This is a genomic window from Streptomyces colwelliae (assembly GCF_048158785.1).
Taxonomy (GTDB): Bacteria; Actinomycetota; Actinomycetes; order Streptomycetales; family Streptomycetaceae; genus Streptomyces.
The window spans coordinates 1-15,611 of the sequence record NZ_JBLTJC010000253.1; the positions used below are offsets into that span (position 1 = coordinate 1).

At 70.8% G+C, this 15,611-nt stretch carries 10 protein-coding genes, 1 pseudogene and 1 riboswitch; of the genes and pseudogenes, 6 read left to right on the forward strand and 5 right to left on the reverse strand.

Annotated elements, in window-relative coordinates:
• Nucleotides 1–228 (reverse strand): annotated as a pseudogene (locus tag ACNFOC_RS37115) (hypothetical protein); the annotation flags it as partial.
• Nucleotides 229–238: 10 nt separating this feature from the next.
• On the reverse strand, nucleotides 239–745 hold the full coding sequence (locus tag ACNFOC_RS37120; protein WP_416963427.1) for a SigE family RNA polymerase sigma factor: 507 nt from the start codon (nucleotides 743–745) through the stop codon (nucleotides 239–241).
• A gap of 214 nt (nucleotides 746–959) precedes the next feature.
• Between ACNFOC_RS37120 and ACNFOC_RS37125 the strand changes: the two genes are divergently transcribed.
• On the forward strand, nucleotides 960–1,520 hold the full coding sequence (locus tag ACNFOC_RS37125; protein ID WP_416963428.1) for a hypothetical protein: 561 nt from the start codon (nucleotides 960–962) through the stop codon (nucleotides 1,518–1,520).
• A 36-nt stretch (nucleotides 1,521–1,556) separates the two neighbouring features.
• Here the strand turns inward: ACNFOC_RS37125 and ACNFOC_RS37130 are convergent, their stop codons facing one another.
• Together ACNFOC_RS37130 and ACNFOC_RS37135 are read right to left on the reverse strand one after the other, a co-directional pair.
• Nucleotides 1,557–2,321: a class II aldolase/adducin family protein gene (locus ACNFOC_RS37130; RefSeq protein ID WP_416963429.1), complete on the reverse strand. Its 765-nt coding sequence runs from the start codon at nucleotides 2,319–2,321 to the stop codon at nucleotides 1,557–1,559.
• A 61-nt stretch (nucleotides 2,322–2,382) separates the two neighbouring features.
• Entirely contained in the window at nucleotides 2,383–3,855 is a 1,473-nt protein-coding gene (locus tag ACNFOC_RS37135) for a sodium:solute symporter family protein (RefSeq protein ID WP_416963430.1), read from the reverse strand.
• A 216-nt stretch (nucleotides 3,856–4,071) separates the two neighbouring features.
• On the opposite strand from ACNFOC_RS37135, the gene ACNFOC_RS37140 reads away from it, so the two are divergent.
• The gene (locus ACNFOC_RS37140; RefSeq protein WP_416963431.1) at nucleotides 4,072–5,670 is read left to right on the forward strand and encodes a PucR family transcriptional regulator; all 1,599 of its coding nucleotides are present in this window, start codon (nucleotides 4,072–4,074) and stop codon (nucleotides 5,668–5,670) included.
• Here ACNFOC_RS37140 and ACNFOC_RS37145 read toward each other — a convergent pair.
• On the reverse strand, nucleotides 5,667–7,274 hold the full coding sequence (locus tag ACNFOC_RS37145; RefSeq protein WP_416963432.1) for a purple acid phosphatase family protein: 1,608 nt from the start codon (nucleotides 7,272–7,274) through the stop codon (nucleotides 5,667–5,669). The genes ACNFOC_RS37140 and ACNFOC_RS37145 overlap by 4 nt on opposite strands.
• Before the next feature lie 408 nt (nucleotides 7,275–7,682).
• Here ACNFOC_RS37145 and ACNFOC_RS37150 point away from each other — a divergent pair, with 408 nt between their 5' ends.
• The 4 genes from ACNFOC_RS37150 (at nucleotide 7,683) to metE (ending at nucleotide 15,461) form a co-directional block, all read left to right on the forward strand.
• Complete coding sequence (locus ACNFOC_RS37150; protein WP_416963433.1) at nucleotides 7,683–9,488, forward strand: methylmalonyl-CoA mutase family protein; 1,806 nt, start codon at nucleotides 7,683–7,685, stop codon at nucleotides 9,486–9,488.
• A complete protein-coding gene (scpA, locus tag ACNFOC_RS37155; protein WP_416963434.1) occupies nucleotides 9,488–11,674 on the forward strand; it encodes a methylmalonyl-CoA mutase in 2,187 nt (728 codons plus the stop codon). Before ACNFOC_RS37150 ends, scpA begins: the two co-directional genes overlap by 1 nt.
• Nucleotides 11,675–11,679: 5 nt before the next feature.
• A complete protein-coding gene (meaB, locus tag ACNFOC_RS37160; protein WP_416963435.1) occupies nucleotides 11,680–12,675 on the forward strand; it encodes a methylmalonyl Co-A mutase-associated GTPase MeaB in 996 nt (331 codons plus the stop codon).
• A 98-nt stretch (nucleotides 12,676–12,773) separates the two neighbouring features.
• A riboswitch (cobalamin riboswitch) is annotated at nucleotides 12,774–12,997 on the forward strand.
• A gap of 145 nt (nucleotides 12,998–13,142) precedes the next feature.
• The gene (metE, locus tag ACNFOC_RS37165) at nucleotides 13,143–15,461 is read left to right on the forward strand and encodes a 5-methyltetrahydropteroyltriglutamate--homocysteine S-methyltransferase (protein ID WP_416963436.1); all 2,319 of its coding nucleotides are present in this window, start codon (nucleotides 13,143–13,145) and stop codon (nucleotides 15,459–15,461) included.
• The last annotated feature ends 150 nt before the right edge of the window (nucleotides 15,462–15,611 follow it).

Below are 15,611 nucleotides of genomic sequence, written 5' to 3' on the forward strand. Positions count from 1 at the left end.
GGGCAGCGGGGCCTGCGGTCTGTCGTCCACCCGGTCGTGGGGCAGCAGGAAGAAGCCGAGGCCGATCCCGGCGACGGCCAGGGCCGAGCCGACCGCCTTCCGGGCCGCGCGGACCCGGCGCCTGGCCCGGACGCCGGAGCGGAGTCGGGTCCGGTGCCTGGGTTCGAAAGGGGTCGTTTCCTGGGAGTCGCGCATCATCCGCGCGAGCTCCCGCTCGAAGTGATCCATCAACTCCCCCTCATCCCACCGGTTCGATGACATCGCCGAGGATCCGGCGCAGCCGCGCCACGCCCCGCGACGCATGGGACCTGGCGGTGCCGACCGGACACCCCAGCACTTCGGCGACCTGCTTGTCGGGCAGGTCCTGGTAGTAGCGCAGGACCACGGCGGCCCGCTGCGCGGGCGGCAGTTGGGCCAGCGCCGCCTCCAGCCGTGAGCGCTCCGCCACGGCGGCGGACACGTCGTCCACCTCCGCGCGGTCGGGCAGTTGCTCGACCGGGCGCTCACCCCACCAGCGCCGCCGCGCCGAACGGGCCGCCGCCCGCGCCAGGATCTTGCGCACGTACGGCTCGGGTGCCTCCTCGCCGATCCTCGGCCAGGCGAACCAGAGCTTGACCATGGCTTCCTGGAGCAGGTCCTCGGCGCGGTGCCGATCGCCTCCCACGAGCAGACAGGCCAGATGGAACAACGCCGACCAGCGTGCTGCCACGAACCCGTCGAACCCGTCGGCCCGACTCTGTTCCATCCGTACCGTCCACCGTCCCCGTTTCGGGCAAGCCCCTTACACAGAGAGAAAGGCCGTTGACCCCACACCGCGCTGCACTTCGGGGCTGTGATCCGGGTTACATCCGGATTCGGGGTCAAGAGTGCGTCATGTGGAACGCGCGACTGAGAGGGCGGGGGCCTGCCGACGTATCCATGGGAGCAAGCAGACGCGACTCCTGACGAAGGGCACTTCCTTGATCCCGCGACGCATCGTCCTGAGCCTCGTCGCAGGGCTCGCCTCCACGCTGCTGCTGGGGGCGTGCGGTTCCTCGAACGACGCCGGTACCGACAACGCCGCCTCGGTGACCCCGGCCGCGTCGGACCCCGCGATCACGACGCCGGTCGCCTCACCGCCGAGCGCGAGTGCCGGCGCCGGTTCCGGTGACGGAACCACGACCACCGCGGTGACGGCCAAGGCGATGAACGGCCTGGGCGACGTGGTCACCGACAACAACGGGAAGACCCTCTACCGCTTCGACGAGGACGAGCCGTCCCCCTCCAAGTGGACGTGCAAGGGCGCCTGCACAATGACGTGGATCCCCGTCATCGCGGAGGACTCCGTACAGACGTCGGGAGTCGACAAGAGCCTTCTCGGCACGGTCCACCGGAACGGCCAACCGCAACTCACCCTCGCCGGCTGGCCGTTGTACCGGTACGTCGGCGACACGGCGGCCGGAGAGGCGAACGGTCAGGGCAAGGACGGCGAGTGGTACGCCATCACCCCGTCCGGACAGAAATCCGCGACGACGGGCTGACCTACCCCGGCGTGTACGGCCCTCCGCCCCCGGCTCTCAGTCCTTGTAGTCGGGGGCGACCCACTCCACGAGCCGGAGCAGCGCCGCCCACGCGAACTCGTACGCCTTGTCGTCCTGGAGGTCCGAACTGTCGTCCTCGCCGGCGAGTTGACGGGCGGTCAGCTCGCAGACCTCGGGGCCGGGGACGACCAGCGGGGTGCCCGCCGCGGCCGCCGCGGTCTGGATCTCGCAGGCCTTGTCCAGGTAGTACATGCGCAGAAATGCCTCCGCGGGGGTCTCCCCTACGGTGAGCAGGCCGTGGTTGCGCAGGATCATCGCGGGGTGCGGGCCCAAGTCGGCGACCAGGCGCCGCTGTTCGGCGAGGTTGAGGGCGACGCCCTCGTAGTCGTGGTAGCCGAGCCTGCCGTAGAACTCCATGGAGATCTGGTTGAGCGGGAGCAGGCCGTGTTCCTGGGCGGCGACCGCGCAGCCCGCCCTGGTGTGGGTGTGCAGGACGCAGTGGGCGTCGGGGCGGGCGGCGTGGACGGCGCTGTGGATGACGAAGCCGGCCGGGTTGACCGGGTGGCGGGAGTCCTCGACGGCGCGGCCGGACAGGTCGATCCTGACGAGGTTGGACGCGGTGATCTCCTCGAAGAGGAGGCCGTAGGGGTTGATCAGGAAGTGGTGTTCGGGGCCCGGGAGACGGACCGAGATGTGCGTGAAGATCAGGTCGGTCATCCTGAAGTGCGCCACGAGCCGGTAGACCGCGGCGAGTTCGCGGCGCAGCCGACGTTCTTCCGAGGTGACAGTGGTGGCGTACATGAGGACCTTTCGATGAGATACGGCACGTGCGGGTGCGGGTGGGTGCTTCCGGAACGGCGGGTCAGGCCACGCTCAACTCCGGGGCGGCTGAGGCCTGTTCGCCCGCCAGGCGGCGGTGCCAGGCCTGGACGACGGCTTCCTCCGTCGGTTTGGTGAGGAGGCTGACGGCGGCATAGGCGACCAGGCCGGCCAACAGGCCGTAGTAGATGGGCTCGTTGGCGAGGAGGCCGTCGGTCACCATGAGGACGATGACCGTGGTGCCGCCCGCGACCATCGAGGCCATGGCGCCGGGCAGGTTGCCGCGCTTCCAGACGAGGCCGCCGAGGATGGGCACCAACAGGCCGCCGACGAGCAGGTTGTAGGCGACGGTGAGGGCTTCGATGACGTCGCCGAGGGCGCAGGCGATGCCCATCGCCGCGACTCCGAGGACGACGATCGCGAGCCGGTTCGAGCCGATCCCGTCGTCCTGCGCGCCGGTCTCGTCGTCCTTCGGACCGGTGGTCCTGCGGCCGCGCAGCCGCGCCCAGATGTCGTTGTTGGCGACGGTCGCCGAGGCGATCAGGGCGCCGCTCGCCGTCGACATCATCGCGGAGAGCGCGGCGGCCAGCACCAGGCCCCGGACGCCGGTGGGCAGGGCGTGCCGGACGATCGTCGCGAACGCGTCGTCGGCGCTGGCGAGTTGGGGGTAGAGGGACTTGGTGGCCATGCCGATGACGGCACCGGCCAGAGCGTAGACCAGGCAGTAGACGCCGGCGACGGTGCCGCCCCAGGAGGCGACCCTGTCGGAGCGGGCCGTGAACACCCGCTGCCAGATGTCCTGTCCGATGAGCATGCCGAAGGTGTAGATCAGCACGAAGGTGACGATGGTCTGGCCGCCGATGGACGTCGGGGAGAAGTAGCCGTCCGGCAGCTTGTCCGCCATCTCGGAGAATCCGCCCGCCCTGACCACGGCGATGGGCAGCAGCAGGACCAGCACGCCGAGGCTCTTGACCACGAACTGCACCATGTCGGTGAGGGTGATGGACCACATGCCGCCGAGCGCCGAGTAGCCGACGACGATCGTGCCGCCGATGACCACGGCGACCCAGCGGGGCACGTCGAACAGGACGTCGAAGACACTGGCGTAGGCGATCGTCGAGGTCACCACCAGCATCAGCGTGTAGATCCACATCACGACGCCGGAGATCACGGCGGCGGTGTCGCCGTAGCGCAGGGAGAGCATCTCGGCGACGGTGTAGACCTTGAGGCGGGCGATGCGGGCGGAGAAGAAGACCGACAGGGCCAGCAGTCCGAGGCCGATCGCGAAGACCATGGCGGCGCCGGAGATGCCGTAGGTGTAGCCGAGGCGTACGCCGCCGATGGTGGAGGCGCCGCCGAGGACGACGGCGGCCATCGTGCCGGTGTACATGAGCGGTCCGAGGCGCCGTCCCGCGACCAGGAAGTCGCTCTTGGAGGCGGCGCGTTTCCTGCCCCACCAGCCCACGCCGATGATGCCCAGCAGGTATGCGGCCATGACGAAGTAGTCGACGGTCATCGGAGTCCTCCGGAAGCGGAATGAGCGGAGAGGTCGGAGAGTTCGGAGAGAGTCGGCGACCGGGTGCGGGCCGGGCCGGGACAGTGCCCTGCGAGTGGCACGACGATATCGGCGCACGCGCTGGCGCCGAAGTGGCGGAACCGTCCAATATGGAGATGACGGTTGGATGATTCCGACAGTCGTGTGTGATGCCCCAGGCCGGGAGGATGCCCCCTCATGACCGAGTCCACCGTGTCCACCGAGTCCGAACAGCCCTCCGTGCCCCTGAGCGTGCTGCTCACCGACCCCGCCCTGGACCTGCGCCAGATCGCGGGGCCCGCCGCCGGGGACCACCGGGTCAGCACGGTCGGCACCACGGAGATCGAGGACCCGTCGCCGTACCTGGTGGGCGGCGAACTGCTGCTCACCGCGGGCGTGCGCCTCCCGGCCGACGCGGCGGGCGTCGACACGTATGTACGGGGCGTCGTCGGCGCCGGGGTGACCGCGCTCGGGTTCGGTGTCGTCCCCGTGCACGACGAGGTCCCGCCCGAACTGGTCGCCGCCTGCGACCGCCACGGGCTCCCTCTGCTACGGCTGCCGCCGGCCACCCCGTTCGTGGCGGTCGGGCAGGCCACGTACGCGGCGATCGCCGAGGTCCGCAACCGTGAGCTGCGCGAGATCTCCCGGGCCCAGTCGGCGCTGGCCACGGCCGCCGCCCGGCCGGACGCGCTCCGGGCGGTGCTCACCCAGCTCAGCGGACACACCGGCGCCTGGGCGGTCCTCCACGACGCCCGGGGCCACGAGTTGTTCAGCGCCGGTCCCCGGCCCGCGCCGCCGACGCCGGAGCGGGTGCGCGACCTCGCCGTGCGCACCATCGCCCGGAGCCGTACCGGTGCCTCCGGCCGGTCCGTACCGACCGCGGCGGCCGATCACCAGGACGGCACCCATCTGACCGTGCACACCCTGCCCGGAGCGGACGGCACCGCGACGGCACTCGCCCTCGGCCAGGCCACCACCACCGCCCCGACCCTGGTGCACCGCCAAGTCACCAGTACGGCGGCGGTGTTGCTGGCCCTGCTCACCAGCCCACGGCACGCCCTGGGCACCGACACGCACAGCGCGGGCGCGCTGGTACGGCTGATGCTGGGCGCGGCACCGGCGGAGGTCGCGGGCGATCTCACCCCCGCCGACAGGGCGGAGGCCGCCGGACACTGGGTCGTGGTCCACGGCCGGCACCCGTCCCCGCGCTCCGCCCAGGGCGACGATCCGGCCCAACTCGCCACGCTGGGGACAGTGTTGGGCACGCCTTACCTGTACGTCGACGGCTCCGAGCTGAAGGCCCTGATCGCCGGCGCGCCGGACGCGCGTCCCGAAGTGCCCGCGCAGGCGGCCGACTTGGGCTGGATCCTCGGGTTCAGCACACCCGCGCCCGCCTCGGAACTGGCGCACGCCGATGTGCGGGCCGGACGTGCCCTGCAACGCGCGATCGCGGCGCGGGTGCCGGCCGTCGTCCACACCAGGGACCCGCTCACCGTCCACGGGATCGTCCCGCCCGCCGACGCCCACGACCTGGCCCGCACCCGCTTCGCCCCGCTCGACCGGGCCGCGTCTCCGGGTGCGCCCGTCCTCCTCGACACCCTGCGAACCTGGCTTACCCTGCACGGCAGTTGGGACCGCACGGCGGCGGCCCTGCACATCCACCGGAACACCGTGCGGCACCGCCTGGCACGGATCGCCGAACTGCTCGATGTGGACTTGCAGGACCCCGGCGTGCGGATGGAACTCTGGTTCGCCCTGCACTGGTTGCCGGACGAAGGCCAGGACCGCTCCGGTTAGCGGTGGCCGTCCGAGCGCTTGCGGTGGATCGTGAACGTCTCGAAGACCGACAGTTCGCCGTGCGGCTTGTTCACGTTGTAGTACGTCACGTGCATGCGGGTCGTGTCACCGGCGTGCCGGCCCGGGTCGACGGTGAACGCCGCGAAGCCGTAGGGGTGTTCGAGGTCTCGGACGCCGGTCCAGATCGCCTCCTCCTTGGTGTAGGTGGAGGTGCGCTTGCCGTTGGAGCCGGGGCTCGACGACACGGCGGTGATGACCTTGGCGGTGCCGTCCTTGAAGAAGCTCTGGTTCGTGGTGCCCGAGACGCCACCGCCGCCGAGGATCATGTGCACGGTGCCGAGGCCGGTGTCGATGGAGTCGGTGGCCGTGGAGACCGGGTTCGGGGTCAGCGTCTCGCTGCCGGTGACGACACCGCGGACGGCCAGCGAGCGCTCGTAGTTGTGCTCGTGGCCGCACAGGACCAGGTCGACGCCGTAGCGGTCGAAGAGGGGGCCGTACTTCTGGCGCAGGCCGAGGTCGGCGCCGTTGGCGTCCGAGGAGCTGATCATCACCTGGTGCATGGCGACGACGATCCAGTCGGTGTCGCGCGAGGCCCGGGCCGCCTTCAACTCCTTCTCCAGGAAGGCGAGTTGGCGGCCGCCGGAGTAGCCGTTGATGTAGACGTCGCCGCCGTCCTGGAGGCAGTTGTCGTCGTTCTGGAGCACGATCACCCGGACCGAGCCGACCGTGAACGCGTAGTACAGGCCCGCGAGTTCGGCGTCGGTCTCGGTGGAGGGGAGGGTGAAGTAGGACTGGTAGGCGCCGAGTCCGATCGGGCCGTTGGCCTTCTCGATCTCGTGGTTGCCGGCCGCCGGCATCCAGGGGCGGAAGCGGGCCGAACGGGTGTTGTTGGTGAAGAAGTTGTTCCAGGTGCGCACCCGGTCGACGTCCAGGTTGGCGTAGCAGAGGTCGCCGTTGAGGAGGTGGAAGAGCGGGGCGACCTGCTCGATGCCGGTGACGATGTCCTTGGTCGCCGGGGTGGAGTTCGCGTCGAGCGCGACCGTGCCGTCGGCGGCCCAGGTGACCTGCGGGGCGGACTGGTCGCCGAAGCTGGTGAAGGTGAACGGGGCCCGGCCGCGCGGCGCGGTGCGGAAGGTGCCGCTGTCGGGGGTCGCACCCTCGTGGGTGGCCATGTAGACGTAGTCGGTGCCGGGCGACAGCCGCGTCAGCGAGGCGTGGTGGACGTAGACGGTACGGCTGGATGTGCCGTCGATGTAGGTGACGGTGTGCGCGTCGGCGCTGGAGCCGAAGCCGTGCTCCAGCGTGCCGTAGCGCACGACGGGTCTGGTCACCGGTTTGTCGGTGATCCACGAGACGTTCATCCGGGTGCGCGGGTCGGCGCCGAAGGTGAGGTGCAGGCCCTGGACCGGGGAGGTCCCGGAGGAGTCCGCGGTGAGGTGCAGGGCCGGGGCGGCGAGCGGGGCGGCCTGCGCCGTGCCTGCTCCCAGCAAGGGGGTGACGGCCGCGCCGGCGCCGGCCGTACCGAGGAGACCCAGCGCGTGACGCCGGCTGACCCCCTCGGACGACTGCGCGGACCCGTCCGATGTCTCGGTCTGAGTGGTCATGGTGCCCTCCCTGGCGAGCAGTTGAGCTGACAACGTCCGCACATTGGCGCTTCCCGGCGGCCCCCGAGTGAACAGTGCGTGGCCAGACGGTCATCGCGGCCCGAGGGGCGGGCACCGGGGCCGATTCTTGCCCCGCGCTTTGCCGGGGACCGCCACTTCGTTGACATGGGCGGGCGGCCGGATGCGATCCGAGGCACCACAACCTCGTCGGCCGCCCGCCGGTCGTCGCGGTGTCCGACGGCATCACGCGCGTCCTCGTCCGCCGTGAGTCACTGGACGACATGGACCTCAGGGACATCGGGCTGTAGCCGCCGAGGCGGCGGCCAACTGGTCTGGACCGCGAGGAGAGGTCAAGGTCACAGCCATGTCCTCTGCCGCTCACCTGCGCTTTTGCCCTAGCATCCGAGCATGACGGTCCTGCCCGACGACGGGCTCTCGCTGGCCGCCGAGTTCCCTGACGCGACCCATGAGCAGTGGCAACGCCTGGTGGAAGGCGTACTGCGCAAGTCGGGCAAGGAAGTCTCGGGCGCCGCAGCGGAAGAAGCCCTGTCCACCTCGCTGGAGGACGGACTCCGTGCACGTCCCCTGTACACCGCCGACGACTCCGCACCCGAGCCCGGCCTCCCCGGTTTCGCCCCCTTCGTGCGGGGCGGCCGCGCCGAGGGCAACACCCTCGGCGGCTGGGACGTACGCCAGCAGCACACGACCGCCGACCCCGCCGCGGTCCTCGGCGACCTGGAGAACGGCGTCGCCTCGCTGTGGCTGGTCGTCGGCGAGCGAGGCATCCCGGTCGCGAAGCTCGGCAGCACCCTCGACGGCGTCTACCTCGACCTGGCGCCCGTCGTCCTCGACGCGGGTCCCGAAGTCGCGCCCGCCGCGGCCGAGTTGCTACGGCTGTACGAGGAGCGGGGCGTCGCCCGTGCGGCCGCCCGCGGCAACCTCGGTGCCGACCCGCTGGGCTTCGCGGCCCGTACCGGGGACGAGGGCTTCGACTTCGCGCCCGTCGCCGCGCTCGCCCGGCGCTGCGCCGAGGAGTACCCGGGGCTGCGCGCGCTGACCGTGGACGCGCTGCCGTACCACGAGGCCGGCGGTTCGGCGGCGCAGGAGCTGGGCGCCTCGCTGGCGACGGGTGTCGCCTATCTGCGTGAGCTGACCGAGGCGGGCCTGAGCGTCGAACAGGCCGTGGGACAGCTGGAGTTCAGGTACGCGGCGACCGCCGACCAGTTCCTGACGATCGCCAAGTTGCGTGCCGCGCGCAGGCTTTGGGCACGCGTGGCCGAGGTGTGCGGGGCGCCGGGCGGGCAGGTGCAGCACGCGGTGACCTCGCCGGTGATGATGTCCCGCCGCGACCCGTGGGTGAACATGCTGCGCACGACGGTCGCGACGCTGGCCGCCGGGGTGGGCGGCGCCGAGTCCGTCACCGTGCTGCCCTTCGACCACGCGCTGGGCCTGCCGGACGCGTTCGCACGCCGGATCGCCCGCAACACGTCGACGATCCTGGTGGAGGAGTCGCATCTGTCCCGGGTGATCGACCCGGCGGGCGGCTCCTGGTACGTGGAGCGGCTCACCGACGAACTCGCCCACGCGGGCTGGGAGTTCTTCCAGCACATCGAGCAACAGGGCGGCCAGGCAGCCGTATTGCGCTCGGGCAGCCTCCGTGAGGACCTCGCCACCACCTGGGCGGCCCGCAGCGCGAAGCTCGCCAAGCGCCGCGAACCCATCACCGGCGTGAGCGAGTTCCCGAACCTCGCCGAACGCCTCCCGGAGCGCGCACCCGCCCCCGAGCCGCCCTCCGGCGGACTGCCGCGCGTGCGCCGCGACGAGGCCTACGAAGAACTGCGCGCCCGCTCCGACGCCCACCTCGCGGCGACCGGCTCCCGGCCGCGGATCTACCTGGCGGCGCTCGGCCCGGCCGCCGCGCACACGGCACGCCTCACCTTCGCCTCGAACCTGTTCCAGGCGGGCGGCATCGAGCCCGTCACCGGGGGCGAGTTCGCGGACAGCGGGGCCACCGAGGCCTGCCTGTGCTCGAGCGACGCGCTGTACGAGGAGCAAGCGGCCACGATCGCCGGTGAGTTGAGGTCGGCCGGTGCCGGGCATGTGTTCCTCGCGGGCCGCCCCGGGCAGTACTCCGGTGTCGACGCCTACGTCTTCGCGGGCTGCGACGCCGTAGCCGTACTGTCCGCCACCCTCGACCGCATGGGAGTGTCCTGATGGCAGCGATGGGGCGCATCCCCGACTTCTCCGGGATCGAGCTGGGGGCCCCGGCCGCCGAGGCCGGTACCGACGAGTGGCGCGACGCCGTCAAGAAGGCGGCGGGGGGCGACGATCTGCTCTGGGAGACCCCGGAGGGCATCGCGGTCAAACCCCTGTACACCGGGCAGGACTTGGAGGGCCTGGACTTCCTGGCCACCTACCCGGGCATCGCGCCGTATCTGCGCGGCCCGTACCCGACGATGTACGTCAACCAGCCCTGGACGATCCGCCAGTACGCGGGTTTCTCCACGGCCGAGGAGTCCAACGCCTTCTACCGGCGCAATCTGGCGGCCGGCCAGAAGGGCCTGTCGGTCGCCTTCGACCTGCCCACGCACCGGGGTTACGACAGCGACCACCCGCGCGTGACCGGTGACGTCGGCATGGCGGGCGTGGCGATCGACTCGATCTACGACATGCGCCAGCTCTTCGACGGCATCCCGCTCGACAAGATGACCGTGTCGATGACGATGAACGGCGCGGTACTTCCAGTACTCGCCCTCTACATCGTGGCGGCGGAGGAACAGGGCGTACCGCCCGAGAAGTTGGCCGGGACCATCCAGAACGACATCCTCAAGGAGTTCATGGTCCGCAACACCTACATCTATCCGCCGAAGCCGTCGATGCGGATCATCTCCGACATCTTCGCGTACACCTCGCAGCGCATGCCCCGCTACAACTCCATCTCCATCTCCGGCTACCACATCCAAGAGGCGGGCGCGACGGCCGACTTGGAGCTGGCGTACACCCTCGCCGACGGGGTGGAGTACATCCGGGCGGGCCGGGACGCGGGGATGGATGTGGACGCGTTCGCACCCCGGCTGTCCTTCTTCTGGGCGATCGGCATGAACTTCTTCATGGAGATCGCGAAGATGCGCGCGGCCCGCCTCCTCTGGGCCAAGCTGGTCAAGCAGTTCGACCCGCAGAACGCCAAGTCCCTCTCCCTGCGCACCCATTCACAGACCTCGGGCTGGTCGCTGACCGCGCAGGACGTCTTCAACAACGTCACGCGCACCTGCGTGGAGGCGATGGCGGCCACCCAGGGCCACACCCAGTCACTCCACACCAACGCCCTGGACGAAGCCCTCGCGTTGCCCACCGACTTCTCGGCGCGCATCGCCCGCAACACCCAGCTCCTGATCCAGCAGGAGTCCGGCACGACCCGCGCGATCGACCCGTGGGGCGGCAGCGCGTACGTCGAGAAGCTGACCTACGACCTCGCGCGCCGCGCCTGGCAGCACATCGAGGAGGTCGAGGCGGCGGGCGGCATGGCCAAGGCTATCGACGCGGGCATCCCCAAGCTGCGCATCGAGGAAGCCGCGGCCCGCACCCAGGCCCGCATCGACTCCGGCCGCCAGCCGGTCATCGGCGTCAACAAGTACCGCGTGGAGACCGACGAGGAGATCGACGTCCTCAAGGTCGACAACTCCTCCGTACGCACCCAACAGATCGAGAAACTACGGCGGTTGCGCGCGGAGCGCGACGAACAGGCCACCCAGGACGCCCTGCACGCGCTGACCCGGGCTGCGGGCGGTGAGGGCAACCTGCTGGAGCTGGCGGTGAACGCGGCCCGCGCCAAGGCGACGGTCGGCGAGATCTCCGACGCGCTGGAGAAGGTGTACGGGCGGCACGCGAGCCAGATCCGTACGATCGCCGGTGTGTACCGCACCGAAGCCGGCGACTCCCCGTCCGTCGAGCGCACCCGTACCCTCGTGGCCGAGTTCGAGGAGTCCGAGGGCCGCCGCCCCCGCATCCTGGTCGCCAAGATGGGCCAGGACGGCCACGACCGCGGCCAGAAGGTGATCGCCACCGCGTTCGCCGACCTCGGCTTCGACGTGGACGTCGGCCCGCTGTTCCAGACCCCCGGCGAGGTGGCCCGCCAGGCCGTAGAGGCGGACGTGCACATCGTCGGAGTGTCGTCCCTCGCCGCCGGACACCTCACCCTCGTACCGGCGTTGAAGGAGTCCCTCGCCGAGGAGGGCCGCGAGGACATCATGATCGTGGTCGGCGGAGTCATCCCACCCCAGGATGTACCGACCCTCCTGGAGATGGGCGCGGCGGCCGTGTTCCCGCCCGGGACGGTGATCCCGGACGCGGCCTACGACCTGGTGCGGCGACTGGCCGCCGACCTCGGCCACGACCTCTGAGCCCCATGGCGATCGACCTCGACACCTATGTGAAGGGCGTACTCGACGGGAAGCGGGCGCTGGTGGCCCGCGCCATCACCCTCGTCGAGTCGACCAGGCCCCAACACCGGGTCATGGCCCAGGAGTTGCTGACCGAACTGCTGCCGCACAGCGGCCAGGCCCGGCGGATCGGCATCAGCGGCGTACCGGGCGTGGGCAAGTCGACGTTCATCGACGCCTTCGGCACACTCCTCACCTCGCTCGGCTTCCGGGTCGCGGTCCTCGCCGTCGACCCGTCGTCGAGCCGCACGGGCGGTTCGATCCTCGGCGACAAGACCCGCATGGAACGCCTCGCCGTCGACCCGGCCGCCTTCGTCCGCCCCTCCCCCACCGCCGGCACCCTCGGCGGCGTCGCGAAGGCGACCCGCGAGTCCATCGTGGTGATGGAGGCGGCGGGCTACGACGTCGTCCTCGTCGAGACGGTAGGCGTAGGCCAGTCGGAGACGGCGGTCGCCAACATGGTCGACTCCTTCCTGCTGTTGACTCTCGCCCGCACCGGCGACCAGCTACAGGGCATCAAGAAGGGCGTCCTGGAACTGGCGGACGTCATCGCCGTCAACAAGGCGGACGGGCCGCATGAGCGCGATGCGAAGAGCGCCGCGCGTGAACTGGCGGGCGCACTAAGGCTGATGCATCCCGCAGACGCGGCCTGGACCCCGCCGGTCCTGAGTTGCAGCGCGCGCGAGGGAACGGGCCTGGACACGGTCTGGGAACGCCTCGAACAACACCGTTCACTGCTGGACTCCACGGGCCGCTTGGCCGCGAAGCGCCGCGAGCAGCAGGTGGACTGGACGTGGACGATGGTCCGCGAGGAACTGCTGGGCCGCCTGCACGCCGACCCGTCCGTACGCGCGCTTGCTCCGGACCTAGAACGCCAGGTACGAGAGGGCGAGTTGACGGCGACACTTGCGGCTGAGGAAATCCTGCGAGCTTTCGAGTCCCGTTCAACCGAGTTGCCCTAAGGGGCGCGGGGCTGTATCGATTTGCGGCTCCGCCGCGTGGGCGCGACCAGCCCCCACCGGGCCGCAGACAAAAATCGACGCAACCACCCCCCACCCTTTACGCTGGCCACGCAGCTGGTTCGCCCCGTCACCCAGACGGACGCGTCGCAAGAGGGAACCCGGTGAAACTCCGGGACTGCCCCGCAGCGGTAAGCAGGAACGACCGCCGTCACACGCACTGGGCCCACAACAGGACCTGGGAAGCGACGGCCAGTAGGTGTCCTCCGGTCAAACGGAGGCCGTGCCCGCAAGTCCGAAGACCTGCCAACTGCCCACGCGCGAACGAATTTCGTGCGCGGAATCCCGGTGACCTCGTGGGCGGGTCGGCGTACACATCGGCGGACACGACAACCGTCCGATCTGGCGTTCCTTCGCGCTCCCGTCCCGTCGCCGGGACTTCAGGGAGACATCTCGCGAAGGAGAGTTCCGTGACGACAAAGTCCGCAGCCGCGGCAGCACGGTCCACCGTGTACGGCTACCCCCGTCAGGGCAGGGGCCGTGAACTGAAGAAGGCCATCGAGGGGTACTGGAAGGGCCGCGTCGACGCCGACGCCCTCCGGACCACCGCCACCGAACTGCGCAGCACGAACTGGCGGCAGCTCGCCGAGGCCGGCATCCACGAGGTACCGACCGGCGACTTCTCGTACTACGACCATGTCCTGGACACCAGCGTCATGGTCGGCGCGATCCCCCAACGCCACCGCGCCGCCGTCGAACTCGACGCGCTGGACGGCTACTTCGCGATGGCACGCGGCACCCAGGACGTGGCGCCGCTGGAGATGACGAAGTGGTTCGACACCAACTACCACTACCTCGTGCCCGAGTTGGGCCCGGACACCGTCTTCACCGCCGACTCCACCAAGCAGGTCGCGGAGTTGAAGGAGGCCCTCGCCCTGGGTCTGACCGCCCGCCCCGTCCTGGTCGGCCCGGTCACCTACCTCCTGCTCGCCAAGCCCGCGCCGGGGGTGTCCGCGGACTTCGAACCGCTGACCCTCCTGGACCGGTTGCTGCCCGTGTACGCCGAGGTCCTCGCCGACCTGCGCGCGGCGGGCGCGGAGTGGGTGCAGCTGGACGAGCCCGCCCTGGTCCAGGACCGCACCCCGGCCGAACTGAGCGCCACCACGCGCGCCTACCGCGATCTCGGAGCCCTCCCCGACCGGCCGAAGCTCCTGATCGCGTCCTACTTCGACCGGCTGGGCGACGCGCTCCCGGTCCTCGCGAAGGCACCCGTGGAGGGCCTCGCCCTCGACTTCACCGAGTCCGCCGCCGCGAACCTGGACGCCCTGGCCGCGGTGGGCGGACTGTCCGGCAAGCGGCTGGTAGCAGGCGTGGTCAACGGCCGTAACGTGTGGGTCAACGACCTCACCAAGTCCCTCGTCACACTGGGCACGTTGCTCGGTCTTGCCGACCGGGTCGACGTGGCCGCCTCCTGCTCGCTCCTCCATGTGCCGCTCGACGCCGCCGCCGAGCGGGACATCGAGCCGCAGATCCTGCGCTGGCTCGCGTTCGCGCGGCAGAAGACGGGCGAGATCGTCACCCTCGCCAAGGGCCTGGCCCAGGGCACCGACACGATCGCCGCCGAACTCGCCGCCAACCGCGCCGACTTGGCATCCCGCGCCGGTTCGGCGCTCACCAGCGACCCCGCCGTACGGGCTCGGGCCGCCTCGGTCACGGACGCCGACGCCCGCCGCTCCCAGCCGTACACGGAGCGTACGACGGCCCAGCGCACGCACCTCGAGCTGCCGCCGCTGCCGACCACCACCATCGGCTCCTTCCCGCAGACCGCCGAACTGCGCACCGCGCGGGCCGACTTGAGGGCGCGGCGGATCGACACGGCCGGTTACGAGGAGCGGATCAAGGCCGAGATCCAGGAGGTGATCTCGTTCCAGGAGAAGACCGGCCTGGACGTCCTCGTGCACGGCGAACCCGAACGCAACGACATGGTCCAGTACTTCGCCGAGCAGCTGACGGGCTACCTCGCCACGCGGCACGGCTGGGTCCAGTCCTACGGCACCCGTTACGTCCGCCCGCCGATCCTGGCCGGCGACATCTCCCGCCCGGAACCGATGACGGTGCGCTGGACGACGTACGCCCAGTCGCTCACCGGGCGTCCGGTCAAGGGCATGCTCACCGGACCGGTCACCATGCTCGCCTGGTCCTTCGTCCGTGACGACCAGCCGCTCGGCGACACCGCGCGGCAGGTCGCCCTCGCCCTGCGTGACGAGGTCAACGACCTTGAGGCGGCCGGGACTTCGGTCATCCAGGTCGACGAACCCGCGCTGCGTGAGACCCTCCCGCTGCGCGCGGCGGACCGGGAGGCGTATCTCGCCTGGGCCACGGAGGCGTTCCGGCTGACCACCGCCAGCGTCCGTCCGGAGACGCAGGTCCACACCCACATGTGCTACGCCGAGTTCGGCGACATCGTGCGGGCCATCGACGACCTCGACGCGGACGTCATCAGCCTGGAGGCGGCCCGCTCGCACATGCAGGTGGCGCGCGAGCTGGCCGAGCACGGCTATCCGCGCGAGGCGGGACCGGGTGTCTACGACATCCACTCCCCGCGCGTACCGAGCACGGCCGAGGCGGCGGCCTTGCTGCGCAAGGGACTTGAGGCCATCCCGGCGGAGCGGTTGTGGGTCAACCCGGACTGCGGCCTGAAGACCCGCGGCTGGCCCGAGACCCGCGCGTCCCTGGAGAACCTGGTCGCCGCGGCCCACACGGTCCGCGAAGAGCTGGCCGGTTCCTGACCCGATGGTGGTGGGGGCGGCCGAGCACGCTCGCGACGGCGCCCGAGACCTCGACCACCACCGTCGTGACCGGATCGGCGAGGCGTGCGGCGAGCAGCGCGGCCGTCACCGGTACGGCGAGCACCAGCAACGCGGTGTGCTGCGGCTGCC